At 39.6% G+C, this 25,866-nt stretch carries 24 protein-coding genes, 1 tRNA gene and 1 pseudogene; 7 read left to right on the forward strand and 19 right to left on the reverse strand.

Translation table 11 applies throughout. The annotated features are described in order from the left end of the window. Positions 1 to 21: 21 nt before the first annotated feature. From ACO1PF_RS03335 to ACO1PF_RS03390, 12 genes and pseudogenes are all read right to left on the reverse strand, one after another. Positions 22 to 1,611, reverse strand: coding sequence for a PTS transporter subunit EIIC (locus ACO1PF_RS03335; RefSeq protein WP_423189941.1), 1,590 nt, complete (start codon positions 1,609 to 1,611; stop codon positions 22 to 24). 220 nt (positions 1,612 to 1,831) lie between these two features. After that, positions 1,832 to 2,611, reverse strand: coding sequence for a MurR/RpiR family transcriptional regulator (locus ACO1PF_RS03340; protein ID WP_423189942.1), 780 nt, complete (start codon positions 2,609 to 2,611; stop codon positions 1,832 to 1,834). A 261-nt stretch (positions 2,612 to 2,872) separates the two neighbouring features. Then, on the reverse strand, positions 2,873 to 3,721 hold the full coding sequence (locus ACO1PF_RS03345) for a carbohydrate ABC transporter permease (protein ID WP_423189943.1): 849 nt from the start codon (positions 3,719 to 3,721) through the stop codon (positions 2,873 to 2,875). A 3-nt stretch (positions 3,722 to 3,724) separates the two neighbouring features. Beyond that, the gene (locus ACO1PF_RS03350) at positions 3,725 to 4,699 is read right to left on the reverse strand and encodes a carbohydrate ABC transporter permease (RefSeq protein WP_423189944.1); all 975 of its coding nucleotides are present in this window, start codon (positions 4,697 to 4,699) and stop codon (positions 3,725 to 3,727) included. 95 nt (positions 4,700 to 4,794) lie between these two features. Further along, positions 4,795 to 6,150 carry an ABC transporter substrate-binding protein gene (locus tag ACO1PF_RS03355; protein WP_423189945.1) on the reverse strand — a complete coding sequence of 452 codons (1,356 nt, stop codon included), beginning with the start codon at positions 6,148 to 6,150 and terminating at the stop codon, positions 4,795 to 4,797. 413 nt (positions 6,151 to 6,563) lie between these two features. After that, positions 6,564 to 8,320: pseudogene (locus ACO1PF_RS03360) on the reverse strand (endo-1,4-beta-xylanase). Positions 8,321 to 8,358: 38 nt separating this feature from the next. Further along, positions 8,359 to 8,712, reverse strand: a complete 354-nt coding sequence (locus ACO1PF_RS03365; RefSeq protein ID WP_423189946.1) for a carbohydrate binding domain-containing protein — start codon at positions 8,710 to 8,712, stop codon at positions 8,359 to 8,361. 444 nt (positions 8,713 to 9,156) lie between these two features. Beyond that, positions 9,157 to 9,804, reverse strand: coding sequence for an SGNH/GDSL hydrolase family protein (locus ACO1PF_RS03370; protein ID WP_423189947.1), 648 nt, complete (start codon positions 9,802 to 9,804; stop codon positions 9,157 to 9,159). Positions 9,805 to 9,815: 11 nt separating this feature from the next. Next, a complete protein-coding gene (locus ACO1PF_RS03375; protein ID WP_423189948.1) occupies positions 9,816 to 10,706 on the reverse strand; it encodes an ROK family protein in 891 nt (296 codons plus the stop codon). Between the two features lie 39 nt (positions 10,707 to 10,745). Next, entirely contained in the window at positions 10,746 to 12,362 is a 1,617-nt protein-coding gene (gene ggt, locus ACO1PF_RS03380) for a gamma-glutamyltransferase (protein WP_423189949.1), read from the reverse strand. Positions 12,363 to 12,418: 56 nt separating this feature from the next. Next, positions 12,419 to 12,799 (reverse strand): VOC family protein, encoded by a 381-nt coding sequence (locus tag ACO1PF_RS03385; RefSeq protein WP_423189950.1) that lies wholly within the window; start codon positions 12,797 to 12,799, stop codon positions 12,419 to 12,421. A 277-nt stretch (positions 12,800 to 13,076) separates the two neighbouring features. Then, positions 13,077 to 13,460: a VOC family protein gene (locus ACO1PF_RS03390; protein ID WP_423189951.1), complete on the reverse strand. Its 384-nt coding sequence runs from the start codon at positions 13,458 to 13,460 to the stop codon at positions 13,077 to 13,079. 99 nt (positions 13,461 to 13,559) lie between these two features. Here ACO1PF_RS03390 and ACO1PF_RS03395 point away from each other — a divergent pair, with 99 nt between their 5' ends. Next, complete coding sequence (locus ACO1PF_RS03395; RefSeq protein WP_423189952.1) at positions 13,560 to 14,477, forward strand: AEC family transporter; 918 nt, start codon at positions 13,560 to 13,562, stop codon at positions 14,475 to 14,477. Positions 14,478 to 14,510: 33 nt separating this feature from the next. After that, positions 14,511 to 14,882, forward strand: a complete 372-nt coding sequence (locus tag ACO1PF_RS03400; RefSeq protein ID WP_423189953.1) for an iron chaperone — start codon at positions 14,511 to 14,513, stop codon at positions 14,880 to 14,882. Between the two features lie 116 nt (positions 14,883 to 14,998). On the opposite strand, the gene ACO1PF_RS03405 is transcribed toward ACO1PF_RS03400, so the two are convergent. The 3 genes from ACO1PF_RS03405 to ACO1PF_RS03415 all read right to left on the reverse strand — a co-directional run bounded on the left by ACO1PF_RS03405 (position 14,999) and on the right by ACO1PF_RS03415 (position 17,161). Then, a tRNA-Leu gene (locus ACO1PF_RS03405) sits at positions 14,999 to 15,082 on the reverse strand. A gap of 325 nt (positions 15,083 to 15,407) precedes the next feature. Continuing rightward, positions 15,408 to 16,232 (reverse strand): ABC transporter permease, encoded by an 825-nt coding sequence (locus ACO1PF_RS03410; protein ID WP_423189954.1) that lies wholly within the window; start codon positions 16,230 to 16,232, stop codon positions 15,408 to 15,410. Then, positions 16,229 to 17,161, reverse strand: a complete 933-nt coding sequence (locus ACO1PF_RS03415; protein WP_423189955.1) for an ATP-binding cassette domain-containing protein — start codon at positions 17,159 to 17,161, stop codon at positions 16,229 to 16,231. The genes ACO1PF_RS03410 and ACO1PF_RS03415 overlap by 4 nt, the downstream gene beginning before the upstream one ends. 263 nt (positions 17,162 to 17,424) lie before the next feature. On the opposite strand from ACO1PF_RS03415, the gene ACO1PF_RS03420 reads away from it, so the two are divergent. Together ACO1PF_RS03420 and ACO1PF_RS03425 are read left to right on the forward strand one after the other, a co-directional pair. Further along, a complete protein-coding gene (locus tag ACO1PF_RS03420; RefSeq protein ID WP_423189956.1) occupies positions 17,425 to 17,553 on the forward strand; it encodes a hypothetical protein in 129 nt (42 codons plus the stop codon). 91 nt (positions 17,554 to 17,644) lie between these two features. Further along, complete coding sequence (locus ACO1PF_RS03425) at positions 17,645 to 18,253, forward strand: HAD family hydrolase (protein ID WP_423189957.1); 609 nt, start codon at positions 17,645 to 17,647, stop codon at positions 18,251 to 18,253. A 25-nt stretch (positions 18,254 to 18,278) separates the two neighbouring features. Here the strand turns inward: ACO1PF_RS03425 and ACO1PF_RS03430 are convergent, their stop codons facing one another. The 4 genes from ACO1PF_RS03430 to ACO1PF_RS03445 all read right to left on the reverse strand — a co-directional run bounded on the left by ACO1PF_RS03430 (position 18,279) and on the right by ACO1PF_RS03445 (position 22,720). Further along, a complete protein-coding gene (locus tag ACO1PF_RS03430; protein ID WP_423189958.1) occupies positions 18,279 to 18,758 on the reverse strand; it encodes a SprT family protein in 480 nt (159 codons plus the stop codon). Between the two features lie 66 nt (positions 18,759 to 18,824). Beyond that, positions 18,825 to 21,011: a Tex family protein gene (locus ACO1PF_RS03435; RefSeq protein ID WP_423189959.1), complete on the reverse strand. Its 2,187-nt coding sequence runs from the start codon at positions 21,009 to 21,011 to the stop codon at positions 18,825 to 18,827. A gap of 132 nt (positions 21,012 to 21,143) precedes the next feature. Next, complete coding sequence (locus tag ACO1PF_RS03440) at positions 21,144 to 21,968, reverse strand: metallophosphoesterase (protein ID WP_423189960.1); 825 nt, start codon at positions 21,966 to 21,968, stop codon at positions 21,144 to 21,146. A gap of 5 nt (positions 21,969 to 21,973) precedes the next feature. Next, the gene (locus tag ACO1PF_RS03445) at positions 21,974 to 22,720 is read right to left on the reverse strand and encodes a metallophosphoesterase (RefSeq protein WP_423189961.1); all 747 of its coding nucleotides are present in this window, start codon (positions 22,718 to 22,720) and stop codon (positions 21,974 to 21,976) included. A 262-nt stretch (positions 22,721 to 22,982) separates the two neighbouring features. On the opposite strand from ACO1PF_RS03445, the gene ACO1PF_RS03450 reads away from it, so the two are divergent. The 3 genes from ACO1PF_RS03450 to ACO1PF_RS03460 are packed head-to-tail and all read left to right on the forward strand — an operon-like array spanning position 22,983 to position 25,789. Next, entirely contained in the window at positions 22,983 to 23,846 is an 864-nt protein-coding gene (locus ACO1PF_RS03450; protein ID WP_423189962.1) for an efflux RND transporter periplasmic adaptor subunit, read from the forward strand. 14 nt (positions 23,847 to 23,860) lie between these two features. After that, on the forward strand, positions 23,861 to 24,568 hold the full coding sequence (locus ACO1PF_RS03455) for an ABC transporter ATP-binding protein (protein WP_423189963.1): 708 nt from the start codon (positions 23,861 to 23,863) through the stop codon (positions 24,566 to 24,568). Next, positions 24,569 to 25,789 (forward strand): ABC transporter permease, encoded by a 1,221-nt coding sequence (locus ACO1PF_RS03460; RefSeq protein ID WP_423189964.1) that lies wholly within the window; start codon positions 24,569 to 24,571, stop codon positions 25,787 to 25,789. Positions 25,790 to 25,866: the final 77 nt, after the last annotated feature.

A 25,866-nucleotide genomic window follows, 5' to 3' on the forward strand; every position in this document is an offset into this window, starting at 1 on the left:
TCCTCACTTTTTTTATTTCATTTATTCTTCTACAGGTTCACGATTCAATACTGTATCGACTGCTTTTCGAATTTTATTTACTTGCAAGCCATATACCACTTGAACATTCTGACCTCTTTTCATAACTCCGCTGGCACCTGTCTCGCCTGTTAAGAGTCCTTCATTGACCTTATCTGGATCCAACAATGTTAAACGTAAGCGAGAGTAGCAATTATTTACTGTCTGAATATTTTCATCTCCACCCAACGCAGCAATAATTGTTTGCGCCAATCCTAAATCGCCTGCAGGTTCATCACCTTGAGCTTGCTTTTCTTGATAATCTTTTTTCGAGTACAAACGTGTTTCCCCACCCTCATCTTCTCGTCCAATCGTTTTAAAATTAAACATGGAGATCAAGAAACGGAATAAGAAATAGTAGATTGCAAAGAACACGAGTCCTACTGCAATATACATTGGCCAACCTGTACGTTCTACTCCTAGAGGGACATTGTATAGTAGGAAGTCTATGAATCCATTAGGACCAATAGCACGAACATTAAATAGATTCAATACAACCATACTTAATCCACTCAGTCCTGCATGGACGACGAATAGTAAAGGTGCTACAAACATAAAGGCAAATTCGATAGGTTCGGTTACCCCGGCAATGAAAGAAGTCACTGCAGCTGGAATTAAAATCGCCCGTGCTTTTGCTTTGTTTTCTGGTTTAGCTCTATGATACATAGCCAAACACGCACCGATCAGACCAAACATTTTAGAAATTCCGCGAGCGTCCCAAATGACACTTGGGGCTAGTAAGCCGCCATCAGCATTGGCAATTTCTGCAAAATAGATGTTACGCGCTCCTTCAAAAATTTCGCCACCCACTTCAGCAATACCGCCTAATTCAGTGTATAAGAATGGCGTATACACTAAGTGATGCAATCCCGTTGGGATAAGCAGTCGTTCCAGTGCACCGTATAAGAATAATCCGAAGTTGCCACTTTGGTTGATCAGGATCCCTAAACTGCTAATACCGGATTGGAAAAATGGCCAAATACTTGTAAACAAGATGGCTAACAAAACGACAACAGGAATCAATACAATAAATACAAATCGGGACCCACCATATATCTGAAAGGCATTGTTGAATTCTTTATCAGCAAAGCGGTTATGTACAAGCGCCGTGACGATCCCTAAGAAAATCCCCAGGAACACTCCCATATCCAGTATTTGCACGCCGAGCACCATTGTTTGCCCGGTACCCTGAAGATTTCCTTCAATCAACATTCCTTGAATACCCATGAAGCCATTCATCGCATTGATAAAGACTAAGTATCCGAGTAAAGCAATAAAACCAGCTTCTGATTTTTTCTTATTGGCTAGCCCGACAGCCAACCCTACAGAAAAGACCAAGCCTAAATTGACTAATATTGAAACGAGCGAGCCTGACAAGATAGTTCCAAAACCAGTTGTAACTGGATTATCTAAAAAAGGAACAATTTCCAATAAACGTGCGTTGGTAAATAAATTCCCTATAGCGATTAGAATTCCCGCAATCGGTAAAATTAAAACAGGTATAAACATTGCTTTGGAAAAGTTTTGCATCGTATCCATTATTCTTTCTTTCATTTCTTTCCCTCCAATATTTTTAAGTTAATTCAAGTGTAGCTTTAAGCTGTCTGGAATAAAAGGCTTTCATAAGAAGAAAAAACGTGTTTCTCTAAGACGAAACACGTTTCAAAAAATAAATTATTTATCAAAATAACGCGATTTAAAAGCTCATAGACACTATGTTCTCTATTAATTAATAGCACACCTGACTATAACCATTAACATTATGCCTTTAAAATCATTCCAACTCTGAATAATCTCTTACTTCATTAATTCCTTTCAAATAGCCACTGAGTAGATATTCAATCAATAATAAAGTGAATGGAAAAAAAGTGTTCGGAAGTAAATTCCGATCATCCAGTTTATGCTTATCGGTAATTTTGAAGTTCAAATCACTGTATTCACTTAAACGATTAGATGTTTCTTTTGTAAAGGAAACTGTATACACTCCTGCTTTTTTAGCAGTATGCATTTTGTCTAACACACCTTGCGTTTCTCCCGATTTGGAAATTGCCACAAAGGCACCGATATTCTTCAGATTGTTTTCCAAAACACCGACTGAATCAAGTGAGGTTGCAATAATTACTTGCTTTCCCAAAAGTAATAACTTTTTATATAAATATTCTGCTGTGATTGCAGAAAAACCTGCTGCATAGATGAAAATAAACTTCCCATCTAAACACAGAACATTTTCAATAAACGCATCCATATCTTCAATTGAATTATGTTGCAAGACTAACGATCTTTCAAGATCAAAAAAGTCCGTTTCTTTTGTTTTATCACTATCATTCCCGGCATTGACTAGTGGTAAAAGATGGTAATACAAATCAATAAATCCGGTATAGCCTAATTTTTTTGATAACCGAATGACACTAGCTGGGGACGTGTAATTATCTTTAGCGATTTGGCGCACGCCTTTTTGAAGCACACAATCCATGTGTTCCAAAATGTAAGAAAGTAGTTGCTGATCTAACTCTGATAGCTCTTTGCCTTGTGTTAACTTAGCGATGTCGAACACATTTATCTTCTCCTTAATTCATTCTCATCATCAGTATAACTAAAATTCTGAAGAATAAAAGAGCTATCTCTAATATTATTAAGAACAGATAGAACTATTTTTCCGTCTTTTCAAATAAATTTGCCTCAATCCACGATGAAGCCTGCGTTGAAATTTAACCACACTTTATTACTCATGCCCGGTGCACACAAAAAAGAGGAACTTAAACAGTGTTTAAGTTCCTCTTTTTTATAATAAAATCCTGGTTCACACTTTACAATATTACTGTTTAATACTACCCGCGGTGACCCCACCGATAATGTAACGAGATAAGAATGCATAAAGAAAGAGTAATGGTACAACGGAGAGCGTGATACCCATGTACATAGCTCCGAATTCAGTTCTGTATCCATCTGTTGTCAGTAATTGAACTAACATAGGTAACGTGTACATTGACCGTTCATTAATCAGAATCAATGGTAATAGGAAGTTGTTCCATGATGTAATGAATGAAAAAATAGCCATTGTTGCCAAAGCCGGACGCATCAACGGCAATATGATCGCATGGAAGATGAATATTTCGCTCGCTCCATCAACACGTGCTGAGTCTACTAACGCCGGATGATAAATGGTTTCCAGATATTGTTTCATAAAGAAAACTGTCGGCGCACTAGCTACAGAAGGCAAAATCAAAGGAATATAGTTATTTAATAAGCCTAAGTTAGCCATGAATCTATAAAAACCAATGATACTTACCTGTGTAGGGATCATGATTAATAGGAGAATGATTCCCCAGATAAACTTTTTACCTTTAAAATCGTAAACAATGAAAGAATAGGCTGTCAGCGATGAGAAATACAAGGTTAAAACAGTTGCACTTGCCGCGATAAAGAACGAGTTTCCATACCCCTGGAATATGTTGAAGCCCTGGTCTCTTAAATGAGTCCAGTTAGCCCAAGCTGAGTCCCTTGGTATAAGAGAGAGTCCCTGTTGAATTTCAGGAGCTGATCGCGTTGAATTAACAATAACGATCCAAAAAGGTACTATACTCAACAGCGTCAAAAGAGCAAAGAATACATATATCAAAGTTCGCTGCAGTTTTAATTTTTTTTGATTATCTTCTTCGTACATATTCTATTTCACTCCTTTCACTGTTTTCTTAAGCTTTTTGTCTCGGAAACTGTTAAAGATGATCAGGCTCAAAATCGATGTCATGATCAGAAGAAAAACTGACGCTGTTGAAGCCACGTTCAAGTTTCTTCCGCCTTGGAAAGCTTGTTTGTAAATAAAGATCATCATAGTTTCAACTGATTGAGCTGGTCCTCCACCTGTTAACAGATAAGGAATATCAAATATTTGAAGACCACCAATAAGAGATGTAACCAATACATACAATGTAATAGGTTTCATTAACGGCATAGTGATTTTTGTAAATGACTGCCAGTCTGTCGCACCATCTACTCGTGCCGCGTCAAACAGATTCTCATCAATTCCTAAAATACCTGCCTGAAGGACGATCGTCGTTTGTCCATACCACATCCAGAATTGAATGAATGATACAATTAAACGCGTAGCTAAAACACTTCTAAAAAAGTCTACAGGTGAACTGATCAATCCCCAATCCAGCATGATCAAGTTTAATGGCCCGCGTGGGTAGCTGAATAAAGAGCTGAATATCAGCGCTACCGAGGCAGCCGTTATGATATTTGGAAGATAAAACATACTTTTGAAAAACCCAGTCGCCTTTAAATTCATTCGTCTGTTCGTAAACCAATAAGCCAGTATGAAGGCTAGTATGATCTGCGGGAAAAAGTTGACTAACCACAGAATCATCGTGTTAAACACCGAATTTCTGAATAATTGGTTATTATAAAGTCTCTCAAAATTCTGGAACCCAACAAAATTCGCTTCAGTTGCCCAACCCGCTAAATCGGTAAAGGATAAGTAAATCGTATAGAACATCGGATAAAAGTTAAAGATTAGGAAAAACAGAAAAAATGGTGTGACAAAAATGTATCCCCATTTGTTATGATTTTTTCGTTTAGCCAGATGTTTCGGTCGCTTAGCATCTGCTTTGCTCCCGGTTGAAGTGGTCGATGATGTCGCCATAATAACTCCCCTTTCCATGCAGTGGAGAAAGTGCAGTGGACACTTCTCAGAAGCGTCCAGCTACACTTTCCTTGTACTACACTTTTATACTAATATTAATCTACTTGAAGATTTGGATATAAGTTTTGTACCTCTAACTTAAAGGCTTCAATCGCTTCTTCTTGAGTCACTTCACCTTTAGAATATGGTGTTAAAGCTAAATCTTCAAATGCACCAGCGATACCTTGGTCAAATTCTGTAATAATAGATCCATCAATACTTGTAATTCCTTCAGCAAAAGCATCGTAGTGGTTTTGTCCACCTAAGAATTCTTCTTCATAGTCTCCACGAACTGCTTCAACTACATTTTCATTAGATACGACGTCGCCTGTATCCTCTGCCCAGCTAGTCATGAAGTCTTCACTTGTCGTCAAGTATTCAATCATGTGAGCTGCTTCATCCTGCATGTCTGATGTTTGAGTTGTACCGATCCATGTTCCTCCACGGAAGTAGGCGGTAGGACCCGTTACCATGCGCCAGTTACCAGCAGTTTCATCACCATTGGGTTTTAACCAGAAGTGCATGCCCCATGTAGGTAGACTGTATCCCATTACTTCATCACCATTCATGGCAGCAAAGTATTCTTCTCCTTGAGGGTCAGCATCCATCATCAATCCTTCATCAACCATTATTTTTGCTGTTTCCATCAGTTCGTATATCTGATCATCAATGATTAATTGATCATCTTCAACCCAGCCCTGATCCCTTGACATAAAGTAAGGGTGGCTCAAGTCAGCGCGTCCAGATACCATGTAAACAGATCCATCTGTTGCGTCTCTCAGTTCACGGGCAGTATCTAAAAACCCATCCCAGTTACTGATAGCTTCCTGCATATCTTCAGGTGATTCAACACCTAAGTATTCACTAGCCAAATCTTGGCGATAGAAGAACGCACCTGGTGTTGTTTGCCACGAGTTCATTACGAATGTGCCATCTTCTTGAGTGCCGATATCTCTAACATAATCAAAAGTGTTTTCTGCACCTTCCATTAAACCGTCATATTGACTTAAGTCAACTAGCATACCGGATTCAACGTATTTTTTAACAAAAGCTTGTTCTGCGAAAATAACATCAGGTGCACTATCTGATCCAAAAACAGGGTCTAATTGTGTTTCGAACTCTTCAGTAGGAACGATAGAAATATTAATTTCATAGTCTAAGTCAGGGAATTCCTCCAAGTAATAATCATTTATCATCGTCTCAGCTTCATCTGTAAATGTCCAAACGTCTAAGACACCTTCTCCACCTGTCGTAGGCGCTTCGAATTCTTCTCCGTCTTCAGTTTCAACAACTTCCTCATCTGTCGAACCTTCATCGGTTGCGCCTTCATCGGTCGTGTCTCCATTACCACATGCTGCCAAAGTTAACGCTGACATTGCCGCTAAACTTAAAAACCATTTTTTATTTAACATTTATATCCCTCCAAGATTAGTTTTACTTACCATTATTAAGTACTAAGCCCCTGTTTTTTTTCGATAGTACTCCTCCTTTGTTTGTATCAACTCTTTCTAGTTTGTTTATTTCAATATAAGTTAAACCGATATGAGATCAATAATTTAATAGAAAGAGCCAGATATAGAGCGTTTACATTTATGCTGAAAAAATAGATTAGTTTGTTTGTCTCACAAACTAATAACGTTTACATGTACATAATACCGTTCTATTTATTAAAAAGCAACAGATTTTTCAACATTTGTTTCATCATATGACACTTTTCGGCTAGTTAATTACTAAAGATTACAAAACAATACTTTTGTAATACTATTTGTATGAAATTCATTACTCTAAACCAATAAAAAAAGAGAGGAAAATCTCCTCTCTTTTTTTATTTCTTCTGTTTAATTACAGAGAAAATTCCAACTAAAACAAGATTAGCAGTTACTCCTCCAATTAACCATGTACTGATTGGCTTTTCATTTTCTCCACTGTCAATGTCAGATTCTATATTTGACACATCCTCTCCAACTAATTCTAATTCGCCAAAGACTGACGTGTTTTGATAGCCTTGCCCAGTTAAATCATTCCACAATGCAATACTTTCCCGGTTTCCAGAATTCGCATCATTTATCTGTAGATCGAACCCGATTTCCTGTCCAGGTTCTGGTTCAATGGTTACCCAAGGAATGGCTAGCTGAACTGTATAGCCAGTGTCGGTTTCATGGACACTAAATTCTGTGTCTATCTCATTTGTCATTTCTCCAAACGATTCCTTACCGGATGCATTCACTCGGTACTGACCATCACCTTCCTGATAGTTTGTTGAATCGTCCAGGGATGTATTGATAAACACTTCAACCAAATCCTGCTCCACGGTAAATCGCTCGAAACATCAATCGTATTATCTTTTACTTCTATACGTACATAGAGATTGTCTTGATTCCATAAGACATGACCTGTTCCTGAAGCCCCTTGCCAAGCCATCTGGTAGCGATTAATCTTTATTCTAACAGCTTCATTCCATATGGGATCATCCTCTTCCGATAAAGAAGGCGTCCCGTATGTTGCTTTCCCACGAAGTTTATCCACTCCAGTTTTTTTCCCATATTCAGCTATAAAACCTTCCGGATCTATCATAGCGTCACAAGCCTTTTTAGCCTTTAAATTCCCGTCAAACAATAATGGACTGCGATCTGAGCTCCAGCTTGTCGCGTCATTTAATCCCAAAAATGTGACACGGGAAATACTTTTTGAATGTTCTTTATAAAGTTGAAAAAGTTCCGCATATATCAATGCCTGACTTATTTCTTCATCTTCACTCAATTCGCCAGGAGAGCCTGCTGTGATGTCTAGCTCTGTCACACCAATTTCTACCCCTAATTCCACAAACCGCTCGATCAATCGACGAACGTTGTCTACACTCGTACCAATATTGTAATGACCCTGCATCCCGATACCGTCGATGAGTAACTTTCCGGGATTCTCTTCCGCGTAATTATCGTTGATTTCTTTTACCATATTGTAAATCGCCGTGGCTTTATCCTGATTATCGTCGTTATAATCATTGTAATATAATTTCACATCATGCCAGCCGTTTGCGTGCAGTACTTCTCTGGCTTTTGTATAAGCCAGATCCAAGTAATCATCTCCAATGGCCTCATACCATCCTGATCGGCGCATTTCAGGATCCATCGGATTATCGTTCATCGCTTCATTGACGACTTCCCAGGCAATCACATCATCACCGTAGTGTAAGATTGTTTCTTCATTATGTCTTTCCATATTTGCCAGAGCTTCATCTTTGGACAATAATTCTCCGTCTTCTGTATGTAACCATTCTGGTTACTGCTGATGCCAGACAAGTACGTGTCCATGGAGCAAGAACCCTTCTTCTTTAATTTTATCTACTAAATTCTACTGATCCTCAAAATCAAATTCCTTACTTGATCCATAAGCGTTTCCCGGTTTCATGGCATTCTCGGCTGTGACCAGGTCGTGATGATGTTTCAATAAATCCAGTCGCTGCCCTTCCATCTCCGCGATCGATACTGCATTTCCTATTAGAAAATGGTCCGCATAAACATCTTTGATTGGCTGAAGTTCTCTCTGGGCGTTAACGTCGTGTTCTAATTCTGATGACTCCATACTGAAATCATCTATCAAAAACGAAATAGTCGGATTATTTACACTTTCACATATACACTAATAAAGTCGTCTCCCTTACTATCATATCTAAATGTCCCTTCCAGATGGACCCACTCATTTGATGAAATTGATTGTGTATCAATAATTTGATAACTGGCGCTGTCCCCTTCACCAATTTGTGTAGAAAGCTGCAAATCATCCACGGTTTTATCCACGAGTTTTACCCAAATTGAATAGAGATACTCTTTAGTCAGATCAATTTGTTCTTCTACCCTGATATAAGGACCATTCAAAGCTTCTTCTCGGTCTTTTACTAACAATGAATGGTTACCCGACTTGGCTTCTATTTCAGTACGAGATATCGTTTCATTATCTCCTCTAGAAAAAAACACATCAGATTCTTCCTCAAAATCAATATCAATTATTTTTTGATTATCTGCCCCAACCTCAGAAACTCCTATACGTTACATGCATTATAACTAATACCAGTAATCCAACTAAACTTTTTTGAATTTTATCTAACATGGCATCCCTCCATTTCATATAATACCGCTTACATTTTGCTTTTCATCTTACACGAGTTCAAATTTTTTTCAATGATTAATTTAAAATTTAAACAAACTTGATTTTTGGGCAAAAAAAAGTGCGGACAGTTTGGCTTGTCCGCACTAACGCAACCTACATTGTAGGCGAGATCTCGCGTTCACAGCGTTCGATCTCCAATACCAACTTCCCGTTGTGATGATTTAACATCTGTATCGTGCATGAAGTTTCCACAAAAAGTGGAAACATTCGACTCATCGCATAAAGATAATATTAGCATACATCTGATTACTTTACAATATCTTTTTTTCAATAATAGTACTGATCCATGACTTAGCTATGAATCCGTGCCCCGCAACTGTCGGATGAACCCCATCTTCACCCGTATAATAACTAAATCCATTTTTAATTCCCTGGGCATTAAGCAGTCCATCAAGTGGAATCAATTCCGCTTGATATTCTTTCGCCATTTTCCTAACGATCTGAATCCGTTCGTCTAAATCTTTTCGCCAGTTAATGCGGTCTTTGGGGTAAGGAAGAACAAAAGGTTCCACCAATATGACACGAGCGTCGGTACGTTGTAGAAGAGATTTGAGCAAAAAGCGATAGTCCGTTTCAAATTTTTCCAGTTCTGCTTCAGACGCTATGTGATTACTCTCTAGATTTCTCCACGTATCATTGATACCAACGAGCAAGGTCACGATATCTGGATTCAAATCTAAACAATCTTCTTCCCATCTATTTTTCACATCACTCAGTTTGTCTCCGCCGATACCTCTGTTCAAAATCGTCAATCTTTTCTCTGGAAATAGCGTTTGAAGATAAGCAGAAATCAATAACGGAAAGCCCTGTCCAAGATCAGTCGAATCGAGTCTATCTCGACCTGCATCCGTAATGCTGTCTCCGATAAATAAAAGAGTATCATCATTCATTATTTTCATTCAAATTCTCCTTAATCAGTTATTAACGGAACATTTTTTTGTAAATAATTAAATACAGCACCGATTAAATTTGCATCATTTCTAAATGTACACAAATCTAACTCCGGAATGAATGTATTGTAATTAATGCGCTTTATTAATTGTTTATACTCAGTATTAAGACGATCAATGAGCCCCTCCAGATTAGACACACCACCGCCGATAATGATTTTTTCGGGATCAAATGCATGGGCAATGTTATACAGACCCATGGTCAGATATGAATAGAACGTATCAACTTCTTCTTTGGCTAGCATATCCCCTTCTTTGGCTAACTCAAAAACGCGTTTTCCGTCAATTTCATCATAAGATAACCCTTTTCGATCAGCATAGCGTTCGGCCATTCCAACGGCTGTACCTAATTCGCTAAAGCTCTGCGTTTCGTTAAGCAACATAAACCCGAATTCTCCACCAGACAAGTGCGGTCCGTGATGCACTTGTTTATTGAGGATAACCGCTCCACCTACGCCAGATCCTATGACAACAAAAAGAACCGTATCGTTATCTTTTGCTGAACCTTTCCACACTTCCGCAAGTGCCGCACTGTTCGCATCATTTTCAAATGATACAGGCAAGTCGAAAGCCTCTTCGAGTTCATCATAAATAGGGAAAAAGTGCAGATACTTGATTGCACTTACGCCTTCTATTTGCCTAGCTTCTTGGTTCACTGCACCCGGAGCTGAAAAGGCAACGCCTTCCAAGTTGAAGTTCTGCTCTACTCTCTCTTTGACAGCTATTAAGTGTTCCTTCATTTTTTCCCAAGTCTTAGGTGTTATAAATTTATCTTTTTCGATCAACTGCTGTTCGTTCCATATACCGTATTTAACGGCTGAGCCCCCAATATCAAATGCTAAAATCGCCATGCGTTTTCCTCCAACTTTCCAAAGAATCACTAAATAGCTTTACCATACAGCTACCGATCCATCTGTACGTGGTTCTGTCGCACCTACATATGTATTCTCTGATGTTTTTAAAATAATTTGACCTCTGCCAAAATGGCCTTTTTCTAATTCTACTTCAACCGCATGTCCTTTACGCTTCAATTCGTTGATGATCACTGAGGGCATCGTTGGTTCCACAATAACTTTCTTATCTTTAATCCATTGCCACCTTGGTGCATCCAAAGCATCCTGGGGATTCATCCGAAAATCAATCATGGATTGTAACACTTGTAAATGTCCCTGAGGCTGCATGTGCCCACCCATCACGCCAAACGGCCCGACAGCTTTATTATTTTTTGTCAAGAACCCCGGGATGATCGTATTGAACGGTCGCTTACCAGGTGCTAACGCATTCACGTGTCCTTCTTGCAAGTTGAAACCAAGAGCACGATTGTTCAAACTGAGCCCGTACCCTGGTACAACCGCTCCTGAACCAAACCCCATATAGTTGCTTTGTATATATGAAACCATATTCCCTTCATTATCCGCAGTTGCTAAGTAAACTGTTCCCGAGTTGTCCTGTATGCCGGGCTGCGCACTGATGGCTTCGTCAGTTATTAAATTTGACCGCTCTTTAGCATAGGCCTCAGATAAAAGATCGGAGACGTTCATTTTCATATGATTCGAATCAGTAATGGTCAATTGACCGTCAGAAAAAGCTAATTTAATGGCTTCGATCTGCTTGTGTATCGTCTCATGATCATCTTTCCCGTTAAATTCTAGATTATTCATTATATTCAAAGCCATCAACGCGACGACACCTTGTCCATTCGGTGGCATTTCCCAAACATCATAACCTTTGTAATTCACTTTAACAGGAGTGACCCATTCCGGCTGATAGCTTGAAAGATCTTCTTTACTCAAGTAACCATCAAACTTTTTTGAAAATGAGGCCATGGCTTCGGCTATTTCTCCTGTATAAAAGGCTTTGGCATTTGTCTCACCAATAAGACGCAATGTTCTGGCATGCCCTTTGGAAGACCACACTTCTGTGACGTTAGGCACGCGTCCTTTCGGTGCAAAAACATCAAACCAGGAATTCAATTCCGGAAACTGTTCTTTTTCTTTACCGAAACGCTCATATGACCTTTTGAAGGCATGATGAACCGTATCGGAAATGGCGACCCCTTCTTCAGCAATCTTAGCTGCGGGTTCCAACACTTCTGCTAATGATAAGTTGCCGTGTTCTGCTATTAATTCTGCCCAACCGGCAGGAACACCTGGAACCGTCACGGCTTTTAGGCCATATGTTGGAAAAGGTTTCGACTTATCTAAATAAGCCGCCGGTTCCAACCCCTTTGGTGAAGGACCGCTCGCATTCAATCCAACCATTTTATTATCTTTCCAAATGATACTGAAACTGTCCCCGCCTATTCCATTTGAACCCGGTTCGACCACTGTTAACGTAGCTGCTGTAGCAACTGCCGCATCAATGGCATTCCCGCCGGCTTTCAATATATCTCGCCCCACTTGTGCAGCTACGGGATGAGACGTGGCGACCATACCGTTTTTACCATAAACAAGTTCTCTTCTCGAGCCATAATGAAACGTGCCTGTATTAAAATTCAAATCCCCCATTAGTTGTTTCTCCCCTTTTAATATGTACCACCGAGCAATTACTCGGTGTCTCTTCTCTATAGTTGAACGATTTCAATCTTGTACCCATCTGGATCTTTAATGAAAAAGTAAGTTGCCGCACCATCTGACAAACCTTTAAGCTCTGTCACATCATAACCTGACTGACTTAGTTCTTCATGTGTATCCACTAAACCATTTACACCAATAGCAATGTGACCATATCCATTTCCTAATTCATACGATTCCGTCTGATCATAGTTGTATGTCAATTCTAATTCCATTTCATCACCGGGTAAGGCTAGATAGACCAGCGTGAATTTGTTTTCTGGATAATCCAGGCGTCTGACCTCTTGCATACCTAATACTTCTTTATAAAAAATAAGTGATTTTTCCAAGTCTTTTACACGTACGCATGTGTGAATCATTTTCTTACTCATTTACTTTTCCTCCCATCCTATCTATATTTAATATTGCCTTACTTTTAACGAGGCGTCAAGCCTGAGTAAATGTTTAAACCTTGGCATCAATGCAAAGTAAGCGATTGTAAAAAAAATGAAAAGTCTTGAAATTATTGTTGACTTAGCTATATGTATGCGTTATCATTTAAATAGAAACAAAGTTAGTAGCAGTACTACTAGTTTTCTTTTTCATAAATCATCTCCTTTCTATGCAGGCACTCTTGCGGAAACAAGGGTGCTTTTTTTTTGCCTTCATTTATCTTTCATAGACCTCTAGAGGCAACCCATCTGGGTCCTTGAAAAAAGTATATCTTTTCCCTGTATAGGGATCATTTCTTATTTCTTCACACCGTATGCCTTTTCTTTCCAGGTCATTGACTGTTTGTTCTACGTCCATCACACCAAAGCACAAGTGTCTCAGACCCGCTGCTTCTGGCTGATTCGGCCGTTTCGGCGGAGATGGAAAAGAGAACAACTCAATCTGACTCTCCCCCACTTTCAAATCGCATTTATACGACTCTCTTTCTTTTCTGTAAACCTCATTAACGATTGGAAACTCGAGTAACTCTGTATAAAAATGTCTTGATTTTTCATAATCACTCGCAATAATGGCGACATGGTGTAGATGGGATAGATTCATTTTTTTGCTCCTTTTGCAAAATTTGTGGTGAAAGAGTATAGTAATCGATAAGAGATTTATTTCTCTTACTATAAATTGTACAGATAGAAGGCGTTTAATATGGATATTTCTTCAGTCGTTTTCAACCAGCTTCTTGAAATGTTTTTTATCATGATGTTTGGTTACGTTTTAGTCAAGTTAAAATTCTTAAATATGGAAGGCACGCAGCAACTCGCTAACATCGTCACCAAATTCATCATACCTATTGTCCTTATGATGTCATTTCAGCAAGATTATGACTCGAGTCAACTCTACATATTGTTTACATCATTTATCGGGGCACTCGCGATCATACTTTCGCGTATATTTCTGGCCCACACCTTACTCAGAAACCGCACCAAAATCGATCGTTACGCCATCGTCTTCTCCAACACGGCATATATGGGTATTCCGATTGTTCTGACCCTGCTCGGTTATGAAGGTATCTTCTACCTTTCTATGTATATCGTTACTTCCGCTATTTTTCAGTTTACTTACGGAAAGTGGATGTTATCGGAAGGAAAAGAAATCATCACTCTACGCTCTATCTTAACAAACCCAGCGAGTCTTGGCTCGTTTGTCGGTTTTGGTTTATATATTTCTCGCCTACCGCTCCCAACTGTTCTTTATAACAGTTTAGACTCGATCGCTGGATTGAGCTCACCACTTGGTATGATTCTACTTGGCGGATACCTAGCACGCAGTAAAATCAAAGATATTTTCCTAGTGAGATCCAACTATTGGACAGTTTCTATCCGTTTAATTATAGCACCAACGATCGGCATCTTCCTACTCTGGCTACTGCCGATCACCAACCCATCGGTGCTCCTGGTGCTTGCCATCGCTAATGCGACACCAACAGCCATCAATACCGCGTTGTTCTCGCAACTATACGGCGGAGACTACGAGTATGGTGCCCGAATCATTATCCTGGCCAGTTTCTTGGCCATCGTAACCATTCCAATCATGATTACATTTGCATCAGCTATTTTGTTATAATTGAATTTCAAAAAATAATAGGAGTGACTGATTATGGAGACGTTCGCAGACTTTTTGCAATCACTAGATGATGAGACACAAAAACAGAAGCTAGGTGATCTGTTTAACTTTATAGATAGTGAATTTCCAAATATTGATAAACGCATTGCCTGGAACCAACCGATGTATACGGATCACGACACATTTATCATCGGATTCAGCGTCGCAAAAAATCACATCTCGGTAGCACCTGAAAAAGCAGGCTTGAGACAATTTGAAAGAGAAATCAAAGAAAACAATTATGAGTTGCTCAAAGAAATATTCAAGATCAAAAAGTCTCAACCGATCAATAAAGAGTTGATTCGGGACATGATCGCTTTTAATATTGAAGACAAGAAAAACTGCAAAACGTTTTGGAGAAAATAATAAAAGGTACGCATTCTTCTATTTACACTGGACTATTTATTATAAGTAAAAAGAGATGACATCCGAGGTTAACCTCGGATGTCATCTCTTTTTTTAAAAACTGTTTAAAAATATTATGCGCACGAGAAGACTCGAACTTCCACGGGGCTCCGCCCCACCAGCCCCTCAAGCTGACGCGTCTACCATTCCGCCACGTGCGCATTGTACTCAACAAAGGTTATCATATCAATCTTTCAACCTATTGTCAATATCGTATATAGAAATCATGCTAAATAATTCTAGGAATTACAATCATATGCTACATAAAGAGAAATCCGTTTATTTTTTTTTAGCTAACTAAGCGGTGCTGCATCTCAGGATGGTCTTGAAAATAATTCTTTCATACTTGATTTGGACTCCAGAAACCATATTTTTGTGTAGCGATATTATTGTATCGATTCGCATAGCTTTTATGTTTCTTATATAACGCAATTTCTGATGAATTCCTGAAGAAGCCCGCTCACGGTGAGAGAAAAGAATTTCTCTTTATCTTCCACCTAATGGACTACGCGATATCTTATTGAAGTCTGCTCGAACAAAGGAGTTCGTCGCTAAGAATAAGAATAACGCGCCAAAAGCTGTAATGATGATCCCACTCATCCAAGGTGTTACTATGAAGCCATTCAGATCAAAGGCCAAACCCAGTTCTACCCATTCTGTTTGTGTCAATCTGCCTTTTTCTAGCATGATGGTTCTAAAGAAAGCTGTCGTATAGGTCATGGGATTGAAATACGCAATATATCGAAGAGCGTCAGGTAAAAAGGCAAGTGGGATATACGCTCCGGATAAGAAAGTAAACGGAAGTACGACGGCCTGTTGTACGACTTGAAAAGTGGAAGAGCTTTTGACCATTGAAGCTAAGAATAAGCCTAATCCTGAAAAAACCAGTCCAACTAGCATCAAGGCCAATAAGACATAAACGAGGGTATACCAATGGTCAAAGCTCAAGCCAGTAAAGAAACCGAGTATCAATATCAAAATTCCTTGTGTGGTTGCTATTGTAGCAGCTGATAAAATTTGTCCCAGGGCTACTTTAAAACGACTGGTCGGACTCACTAGGATTTCTTTCATATACCCTGAAACAGTATCATCGATCGTCGAGGTCGCAATATTCAAAGAGGTTTGGAATACCGTCGCTACAATGATCCCTGCAAGTAAGAAAGCGGTTGGATCTTCTACTTGATCTGTTTGGAAAACAGACTTGAAAACATAAAGGAAAAAGAAGGGAATGACTAATGAAGTGATAAGTTTGACTCGATCACGAACGAATCCTCTGATGTTTCTGAGCCATAGTGCAGTAATTGTTCTCATTCTGTGGCCTCCTCTCTAATTTCTTTACCTGTGATTTCTAAGAAGACGTCATTCAGTGTCCCTTTTTTGATTTCCAGATCTTTTAATTCGTTTTTGAACTGTCCGACAAACTGCAGAAACTGTTGAATAGCATCGATATCGATATCGAGATGAAAAGTTCCTTTTTCTTTTTTGTACGTGTAATCATCCCTTTTCAACGCTGCTTCAAAAACATCCGGATTACTCACTTTTACGATGGCTTTATCTTTCGTGTAAAGCCGTTTCAAGTTTTCGGGTGTATCGTTTACCATGATTTTTCCATTATCCATAATGGCTACGTGATCACAAATTTCTGCTTCATCCATATAATGTGTAGTCAGAAAGATGGTGATATTTTTTTCTTTTTGTAGTCTGGTAATGTATTCCCACATCCTATTTCGCGTTTGCGGATCCAGGCCGCTTGTCGGTTCATCTAAAAATAAAACCTTTGGATAATGTAACAATGCGCGGGCTATTTCCACTCGTCGTTTCATTCCGCCCGAGAGACTAGACACACTTTTATTCTGCCAATCGAGTAGATCAACAAGGGTCAACACAAAATTGATTCGATCCTTGACCTCCTGTTTGGGTACCCCGTAAAAAACACAGTGCATCTTCAAGTTCTCATTCACCGTCATTTTTTCATCTAATGTTTGCGATTGAAAAACTACTCCGATTACTTCACGTACGGCATCTTTTTCGGTTGAGACATCTTTTCCGTCGATCAACAATGTGCCAGCTGTTTTTTCCATCATCGTACACAATGTATTGATCGTTGTACTTTTTCCCGCTCCATTTGGTCCCAGAAAGGCAAATATACTGCCTTCTTCTACTTCAAACGAGACATCATCTACTGCTGTAAAATCACCATATTTTTTTGTATAGTTCTTCACTTCAATAATCGGTTTCATGATTTCTTCTCCTTTTTATTTTTCAAGATACTTATAAATTTGATCCAAAATCGGCTTATTCAAAAATAGAAAACTGTGTGCTTTATAATTTTGGGATTGTTTTGCGGGTATGAATTTTTTTATTTATTTTAGGATGATTCAAGTATAGTAAATCTTCCTGTTTTTTGAAATCACTTTATTTGCTCAGTGTAGTCTGATTAAAAAACTATTTTTTTCGTTGAAAAAACACGAACATTTTATAGACAAAATATCCAGACGGTACTGTGGGGTTTATTTTCCCGGTACTCAGTCAAAACCGTTTTTCAAACATTCTAAGTGGAATCGCACGCTGGTTCATGCATATTGCCTTGATGTTGAGTTACCCGGCTGCTGAAGCAGGTAATCAACTCTAGAAAATATGCTAAATGATCCTTAAATCTTAACTTATATGGTATCTTTGAAGGGAAGATAATTTCATTCTAATTCAGTAGGGAGAGTATAAATATGATAAAACACGTAGTATTCGATATGGGTAATGTCTTGATTCGATATGCACCGGCAGATTTTATACAAACTTTCACATCCAACACCGAACACCAGAAGTTATTATTAAATGAAATCTTTTATGCTGATGAATGGCAACAATATGACCGAGGCACCATTAAAAAAGAAGAAATCATCGAGAATGCCTCAAAGCGTCTTCCCGAAACGCTTCATATGTCAGTTACAGAAGTAATGGATACCTGGTATAAAGAAATGACACCTATTTTGGAAATGGAAGATGTGTTGAAACGCTTGAAAGAAAATGGCTACTATTTATACTTATTCTCTAATGTATCTCAGGATTTCCACCAGTTCAAACATATTATTCCTGGACTAGACTACTTTGACGGCCTGTTTCTTTCTTCTGACTGGAAGAGTATCAAACCGGAAGAAGAGCTATACCAGAACTTTTTCACTCACTTTGACCTAAACCCTTCCGAGTGTTTCTTTATAGATGACCTACCTAAGAACATTGAAAGTGCCGCAAATCTTGGCATGGATGGTCATGTATTTGACGGAAACATTTCAAATCTTGAAGCTCATTTCGAAAAAGCAGGTATTAATTTATAATAGTCAGATAAGGCAGCCGTTGATTTTAGTCAACGGCTGTCTTATTTGTTTCTCCTTTTCCAATCAATTCAAATCTGCCTTTACACTTGGCACAAACATATTTAGCCGTATTGAATCTTCGCTGCCTTTGAGCAATGCTCCCGCATTTTCTACAACGATACTGCCAGTTTTCTTTTGGCTCTTCCGGTTCCTTTAACGATGGCGTATAACGTAAGCCCCCCACTTGTTTAAGTAAGTCTTTGAAGGCTTTATCCTTGTGTTGGAACCCATCTCCACTCAAGTGCAGATGATAATGGCAAAGTTCATGTTTGATAACGCCAATGAATGTTTCCAAACCCGCTTTTTCTAACACATGAGGATTAAAATCCAGGTTATGTGAACTCAGATGATAGCGTCCGCCTGTCGATCTTAATCGCTTATTAAATAAGGCTTGATGACTAAAGTGTCGGTCAAAGTGATTTAGTGAAACGGCCTCGACTAATTTTTGCAATTCAATTGTTTCCATAAATTGTTCCACCTTGGATAGAAAAAGAGGTCAGGAGAAACTCCTGACCTGACTGATTCTTTTTGTTTATTTTTTTTTGGTTTTTTCAATCATACTGAGTGCGATACGTCCTTTTTTCATATCGACAGAGTCGATCCAAACCTTGACGATATCGCCTACAGCTACAGCGTTACTTGGGTGTTTGATAAATGAATTGCTCAGTTTTGATATATGCACCAAGCCGTCCTGTTTCACCCCGATATCTACAAAGGCACCAAAGTCGACCACATTTCTTACGGTTCCTTCGAGTTCCATGCCTTCTTTCAAATCTTCCATTGATAAAACATCTGTACGCAGGAGCGGTGCCGGCATATCGTCTCGCATGTCCCGACCAGGTGCAACCAATGCTTTTTTGATGTCCTCAATGGTTTCTGTGCCTAAGCCTGTTGCTTCAATTATTTCCTCGTCATCCACTAGTTTAAAGCGAGCTTCCAAGTCTTTGGAGCCCAAACTGTCTTTCTTGAGTCCAGTCAATCCAATGATTTTTTCCGCTTCTTTATACGTTTCCGGGTGAATGCCGGTATTGTCAAACGGCTCTTTGCCATCCGGGATACGCAAGAAACCAACGGATTGTTCATAGGCTTTAGGCCCAAGACGCTTCACTTTTTTCAATTGCGAACGATTCGTGAATTTACCATTTTCTTCACGATACGTCACCACATTTTCAGCTGTTGTTTTGGTCAGTCCTGAAATATGTTTAAGCAGGGCCGCACTCGCGGTATTCACATTGACACCCACCTGGTTGACCACGACTTCGATGACAAAGTCCAACTGACCACTCAGTTTCTTTTGAGAAACGTCATGCTGATACTGACCAACACCGATTGATTCCGGATCGATTTTAACCAGTTCAGCTAATGGATCTTGGAGACGTCTGGCAATACTGACGGCACTGCGTTCTTCGACTTGTAAATCAGGAAATTCACGCCTTGCTTCCGGACTTGCCGAATAAACAGAAGCGCCTGCCTCATTGACAATCACATAAGCCACTTTTTTATTGACTTCTTTAAGGGCATCAGCAACAAAGGATTCTGATTCGCGGCTCGCTGTCCCATTACCTATGGCAACAGTGTCCACGTCGTACTTATTCACCATGTCCAGGAATTTACCTTTAGCTTCACCCCTTTTAGCAGCTGAAGCGGGTTGGTGTGGATAGATAATATCGATTGCATGAACTTTTCCTGTCGCATCGATGACAACTAATTTACATCCCGTTCGGTAAGCAGGATCTAATCCTAAAAGCGTCTGATCTTTTAAAGGTGCCTGCAGAAGAAGGTTACGCAGATTTTCTCCAAAAACGTTGATCGCTTGCTCTTCTGCTTTTTCTGATAAATCACTTCTGATTTCTCTATCGATTGCCGGTCCAATGAACCGTTTATAGGCATCAAGGACCGCTTCTCTAACTTTTTCCGTTGCTTCTGACGAATCTCCATTAGGCAATTCCTGACGTGCCATATAACGGTTGATATAAGCCTCATCCACGTCGATAGACACAGAAAGGACATCTTCCTTCTCACCACGGTTTAAAGCCAGTATACGGTGAGAAACAAGCGAATCGAGTGATTCTGAATAATCATAATACATTTCAAAGACTGCTTTTTCGTCCGCTTTTTCATTTTTAACTTTTGAAAGAATTTCACCCTTGTTATAAGTATATTCACGAATCCACTTACGGTAGGTTGGATTATCAGAAATATGCTCAGCTATGATTTCATGAACACCAGCCAAGGCCTCTTCAACTGACTTCACGTCATTTTCTTCATCGATATATTTCTCTGCTTCAACCGCTAAAGAGCAGCTTGGGTAAGTTAATACCCACTCAGCTAGGGGTTCCAGTCCCTGTTCTTTCGCAATCGTCGCTTTCGTACGGCGCTTTTGTTTATATGGACGATACAGATCTTCCACACGCTGCATCTGGTTCGCTGCTTTGATGTCTTTCTCAAGCTCAGGCGTCAGTTTACCCTGCTCTTCAATCGACGCCAGTACGTCCGTTTTACGTTTTTCCAAGTTAGTTAAATAATTGTTGCGCTCTTCAATTTCTCTGATTTGCACTTCATCCAGTGAACCTGTTGCTTCTTTACGGTAACGGGCTATAAACGGTACGGTATTTCCGTCACCGAGCAAGTCAAGCACAGATATAATTTGTTTTTTAGAATACCCTTTTAAATCTTTGATCAATAAATTCATTACGTGTTTATTTTCTGCTTCTGCCAAACCATTCATCTCCAATACTATAGCTCACCCTATCTAGTTTATCATAAAATTGAAAAAGAGCGAATCCTCTATTTTGGATTCACCCTTTTTATGAAACAGCCGAGAATAACCGTGACTTCAGTCATGAGAGTTTCAAAGGTCGAATGTCACTAAACTTTTTTCCAGCTGATTCTTAAGTCGCTTGTCTGTCCAGTGTTTACTGCTTCCTAAACACGGAGAAATATAGGTCCTCTTCTCATCCTGGACAATTTTTCTAAAGTGCACATGTCCCATGATACTGTACTTGATTGTTTCAAAATCTTCATAAACTGTTTCATACGCTTTGGCTCCTAAAAAGGCATTAGCGTAATTGTAGATACGGTGCGGCAACGGCACAACAAAGTCGCCGTGCGTCGCGACATGTGTCATAAGGATGATTTTTTTATGTTTCACTGTCTCCAGATCTTTATAGAGCTGTTCCAGCATATCCTTGCTCACATCTTTATCACTCTGATTCCAGTTCACGAAATGGAGATCGTTCCAGGAAGCAAACCCGTATTTCTTTTTCTCGAACTGGGCTTCACTGTATTTGTCTTGATTGCCGTAGCCGTAATCGTACCACCCTGGTGTCCCCACAACAGCCCATTCGTCATTGAGGTCGAATGGCTTGCCGACAAGCGAATACTCTTGTTCGTTAAAAAAATGGTTAATTTGATGCGTGTCGCTTAAATCGTGATCTTTAGCCCAGTAATCGTGATTACCGGCAACAAATTTGACAGGAATGCGAGTCAGTTCTGTCAAGTTTTTCAAGAAATCATGACTCTTTAAATAACTGTTGGAAATATCTCCGGCAATCAACAAAATATCAATCGCCTTCGCTTTTATCATTTCAGATAATGTTATCAAAGTCGTTTCGTCCGCTTCCATTTCCCATTCGTTTCTATCGATATGCAAATCAGATAAAGTACCTATTCTCATGCCTACTATAATCCCCTTCTCAAGTATTCAGAAAAAGCATAACCTTTATTGTCTATCTTGTAATGGTCAACTATGCCCTTCTTGTCAAGTACGAGCCCATGTATTGTCCCACCGTATACCGCACCGCCATCAATGCCAATTTTCCCATCACCGGATTGCCAGATGTCCGTATTGTACTGTTCGTTATGGAGCATTGCCGTAACGGTATGCCCAAAGACAAATGTTTTACCCGTATGATTCGGTTGATCATAAAATCCTTCTCTGATCCAGACGTAATCACGTTTTCTGGAATCACGCCAGTCATCTAAAGTTAAGTCGACTCCGGCATGAACAAATACATAATCTTCCCATTCATACGTTAAGGGTAAAGATTCGATAAACGGTTTTAGCCAGGGGACTTTAGCCAGCATACTGGCCGCAAGTTCAACTGAGTCATATTTTTCTGTTTCAGTCTCTAAGAAAGTTTGGATCGTGACCATTCCGCCATTCATTTCATAAGTGGGGGCGGAATACTTCGGATTATTCAGAAAATCCAGAAGCATTTCTTCATGATTGCCTCGCAAACATATAGCCCCATGATCCTCAACCAATTCCTTTGCCAATTCGAAACAGTCCTTAGGATTTTCTCCTCTGTCTCCCAAATCTCCGATCAAGATCAACTGTTCTTTATCCGGCTTCCAATAATCCAGTAATTGTTTGAACATTGTGATTTGACCGTGCACATCACCGACAACAAACACTTTATCTTTCATCAAGGTTTCTCCTTTCTCATTCACATTTGTCTCTCACGTCTCTTCTAATTGTATTGATAGTTTACCACATATCGGTAAAACTCTCTAAACGCACCTCCTCTTTTTGTCATTCCATTCACGCATTTGAGATGAGTTTCACCTTTTAAAAGTGAAGATTTCATGATTTTTATTCCGTATTCGTAGCATATACGTATTACAGACTGTATAATTATACTTGTGAATTATTATTTAATAATAGGAAAAGAGAAAGGACGCTTTAATTATGAGAGGGAAAAAATGGATAGGGTTGATACTCTTTTTAGCTTTTGTCGGCTTTGTCGGCTACAGCATTTACAGCAGTCAGCAAGAAGATGACACGGTAAATGTTCGAACAGCTGAAGTGGTTGAAGAAGATATCACAGAAACCGTTGTCACGTCAGGCATAATAGAACCGAGTGATACCCAAGAGTTTATGGGACAAGGACTCGTCACTGAACTGACCGTGGCAGTCGGAGATACCGTCGAAGAAGGTGACACCCTTCTATCCTATATGGATGGCACAACGTTTGAAGCCAACTTCGATGGAACGGTTACTCAAGTAAATGTTTCAGAAGACAAAGCGGATACGAATACTCAGCAAGGACGTCCGTCACTTGTTATTTCAAATCTGAACGATCTACATGTTGCACTTCAATTATCACGGTCAGATGCAAGTGAAGTCGCTGTCGATCAAGCGGTGATTTTAACTTACAATGACGACGAATATGACGGAACTGTTTCAGAAATTGATCCTGTCGCAACGCAACAACAGACACAAACGGGTTTGTCTACTCAATTAGGCTCCAAAGTTATTTTCGATTCAGAAACTACAGATTTGATTGCCGGTTTTGAAATAGACGTTGAAATCATAGTCGACTCAAAAGACAACGCCATGATCATTCCGGTTGAGGCACTGAATTATGATGAGAATAATGAACCGTATGTTTTTATCGTTAATAATAACATTGCAGAACGTGTAGCCATTGAAACAGGTATTCAGTCAGAGGCTGATATCGAAGTCGTCAGTGGTCTGTCTGCGGGCGATCAGGTTGTGTTATCGCCCAGTGATGAGTTAGAAGACGGTCTTGAAGTCGAGTTAGACAATTAGAAGGAGGATATCTCGTGATAGAAATTACCGATATAGACAAAATATATCGTTTGGGTGGAGAAACTATCAGAGCGTTAGATAAAGTGACTCTCTCAATTCAAAAAGGAGAGTTCACCTCAATTATGGGTCCAAGTGGATCCGGTAAATCTACGTTAATGAATATCATAGGCTTGCTTGACCGTTTCGATAGTGGGAGATATTTACTCAATGGAACTGATGTCACTGGTTTATCTGATTCTCAATTAGCCGGTATCAGAAACAAGGAAATTGGATTTGTTTTTCAATCATTCAACCTGATGGCACGTATGAATGTTTTAGAGAACGTGATGCTTCCTCTGGTTTATGCAAAAGTCCCTACCAAAGAACGCATAGAACGAGCGACAGAAGCATTGGAAAAAGTGGGTCTGGGTGACCGGCTATATCACTTGACTAATGAAATATCCGGCGGACAAAAACAGCGTGTTGCCATTGCGCGCGCGATGGTCAATAAACCGTCTGTCTTGCTGGCTGATGAACCCACGGGAAATTTAGATTCCAAAACAACGCAGGACATCATGCATGTTTTCCAAGATTTAAATAAAGAAGGCACAACCATCGTTATGGTAACCCACGAACCAGAAATGGCTCAGTACTCCAAACGTATCATTCATTTTCGAGATGGCGCCATCATTGAAGACGAACTGGTCAAATCAAAAAAGCTTCCTGAAGTGGGGGTGGAATAAATGTTTATAAAAGAAAACTTCAAAATGGCATTAGACAGCATCTTTGCGAATAAAATGCGCTCGTTCTTGACTATGTTAGGTATTATCATCGGCATTTCTTCTGTTATTGCAATCTTGGCTGTAGGGAACGGTGCCGTTCAAGAGATCACTGCGACCTTCAGTGACATTGGTGCAACGACTATTAATTTGACCGCAAACGATACGGATGAATCAAACGAAGCGCTGACCCAGGAAGACTTAGTTTTGCTGAAAGACTCCATAGATGAGATTCGCTATATTTCTCCAAATCAGCAAACAACGGGAACAGCTTCTACTGACAGGGCATCACGGCAGGCAGTCATTTCATACGGGACACCGGATTTGCAATTTTTAAGTCAGGCAATGAGTTCTGATTTGATTTATGGACGTTATTTCAATCAGGTAGATTTTGATGAAAATAATAATGTCGTCGTCATTGATGAAGATGGTGCTGAGGCTTTATTTGGTCGAACAGATGTTGTTGGTGAATCCCTGCGCATGACAATCACTCAATCTCGTCTCGATTTACGTATTGTTGGCGTTGTGGAAGGTTCTTTTGCCAATATGCAAGGAGCCTTTGACGCAGATCAGATCCCTCTATTCATGTCGCTGCCTCAGTCAACGTTAGGCCAACAAGTTCCGCAATTTTCGGGGATGAACTCGGCAATTATTCAAGTAGAAGATACTGCGCAGATCGAGCCTGTATCTAATAAGGTCGTCAGACTTTTGGAACTTCGTCATGATGCTGTAGGAGAAAATATTTATAATGCACGAAACTTCCTTCAGGCACTCGATCAGGTGAATAATGTTCTGAGTTTGTTCATTAACTTTATCGCTGCCGTTGCAGGTATCGCTTTACTTGTCGGTGGTATTGGTGTCATGAACATCATGCTGGTTTCGGTGACAGAACGAACTCGGGAAATCGGAACGCGTAAAGCTTTAGGCGCAACAACCAGGACCATCTTGATTCAATTTTTGATGGAATCCATCATTTTAAGTTTGATTGGTGGAATGATCGGCCTGACCTTAGGCATTATTCTTTCTAACATTATCGCTGGCGCTCTGAATATCGTCCCTGTAGTCACACTGGGAAGTGTCGCTTTAGTGCTCGTCTTTTCAACCGCAGTGGGTGTCTTCTTCGGAATGTACCCTGCACGCAAAGCAGCTCGCTTGAATCCAATCGATGCTTTGAGATTTGAATAAGGTTAATAAAAATTAAAAACAACCCGGAGAATCAGTTTTTCTACTGATTCTTCGGGTTGTTCACTTTGTTTATCATT

Source organism: Alkalibacterium sp. f15, from assembly GCF_049389645.1.
In the GTDB taxonomy this organism is placed as follows: domain Bacteria; phylum Bacillota; class Bacilli; order Lactobacillales; family Carnobacteriaceae_A; genus Alkalibacterium.

What these genes read in the sequence shown, in the direction of transcription:
- ACO1PF_RS03335 (WP_423189941.1), bottom strand. Translation starts at nt 1,611, where the DNA reads ATGAAAGAAAGAATAATGGATACGATGCAAAACTTTTCCAAAGCAATG.
- ACO1PF_RS03345 (WP_423189943.1), bottom strand. Translation starts at nt 3,721, where the DNA reads ATGTACGAAGAAGATAATCAAAAAAAATTAAAACTGCAGCGAACTTTG.
- ACO1PF_RS03350 (WP_423189944.1), bottom strand. Translation starts at nt 4,699, where the DNA reads ATGGCGACATCATCGACCACTTCAACCGGGAGCAAAGCAGATGCTAAG.
- ACO1PF_RS03355 (WP_423189945.1), bottom strand. Translation starts at nt 6,150, where the DNA reads ATGTTAAATAAAAAATGGTTTTTAAGTTTAGCGGCAATGTCAGCGTTA.
- ACO1PF_RS03370 (WP_423189947.1), bottom strand. Translation starts at nt 9,804, where the DNA reads ATGAAAATAATGAATGATGATACTCTTTTATTTATCGGAGACAGCATT.
- ACO1PF_RS03375 (WP_423189948.1), bottom strand. Translation starts at nt 10,706, where the DNA reads ATGGCGATTTTAGCATTTGATATTGGGGGCTCAGCCGTTAAATACGGT.
- ggt (WP_423189949.1), bottom strand. Translation starts at nt 12,362, where the DNA reads ATGGGGGATTTGAATTTTAATACAGGCACGTTTCATTATGGCTCGAGA.
- ACO1PF_RS03385 (WP_423189950.1), bottom strand. Translation starts at nt 12,799, where the DNA reads ATGAGTAAGAAAATGATTCACACATGCGTACGTGTAAAAGACTTGGAA.
- ACO1PF_RS03390 (WP_423189951.1), bottom strand. Translation starts at nt 13,460, where the DNA reads ATGAATCTATCCCATCTACACCATGTCGCCATTATTGCGAGTGATTAT.
- ACO1PF_RS03395 (WP_423189952.1), top strand. Translation starts at nt 13,560, where the DNA reads ATGGATATTTCTTCAGTCGTTTTCAACCAGCTTCTTGAAATGTTTTTT.
- ACO1PF_RS03400 (WP_423189953.1), top strand. Translation starts at nt 14,511, where the DNA reads ATGGAGACGTTCGCAGACTTTTTGCAATCACTAGATGATGAGACACAA.
- ACO1PF_RS03410 (WP_423189954.1), bottom strand. Translation starts at nt 16,232, where the DNA reads ATGAGAACAATTACTGCACTATGGCTCAGAAACATCAGAGGATTCGTT.
- ACO1PF_RS03415 (WP_423189955.1), bottom strand. Translation starts at nt 17,161, where the DNA reads ATGAAACCGATTATTGAAGTGAAGAACTATACAAAAAAATATGGTGAT.
- ACO1PF_RS03425 (WP_423189957.1), top strand. Translation starts at nt 17,645, where the DNA reads ATGATAAAACACGTAGTATTCGATATGGGTAATGTCTTGATTCGATAT.
- ACO1PF_RS03430 (WP_423189958.1), bottom strand. Translation starts at nt 18,758, where the DNA reads ATGGAAACAATTGAATTGCAAAAATTAGTCGAGGCCGTTTCACTAAAT.
- ACO1PF_RS03440 (WP_423189960.1), bottom strand. Translation starts at nt 21,968, where the DNA reads ATGAGAATAGGTACTTTATCTGATTTGCATATCGATAGAAACGAATGG.
- ACO1PF_RS03445 (WP_423189961.1), bottom strand. Translation starts at nt 22,720, where the DNA reads ATGAAAGATAAAGTGTTTGTTGTCGGTGATGTGCACGGTCAAATCACA.
- ACO1PF_RS03450 (WP_423189962.1), top strand. Translation starts at nt 22,983, where the DNA reads ATGAGAGGGAAAAAATGGATAGGGTTGATACTCTTTTTAGCTTTTGTC.
- ACO1PF_RS03460 (WP_423189964.1), top strand. Translation starts at nt 24,569, where the DNA reads ATGTTTATAAAAGAAAACTTCAAAATGGCATTAGACAGCATCTTTGCG.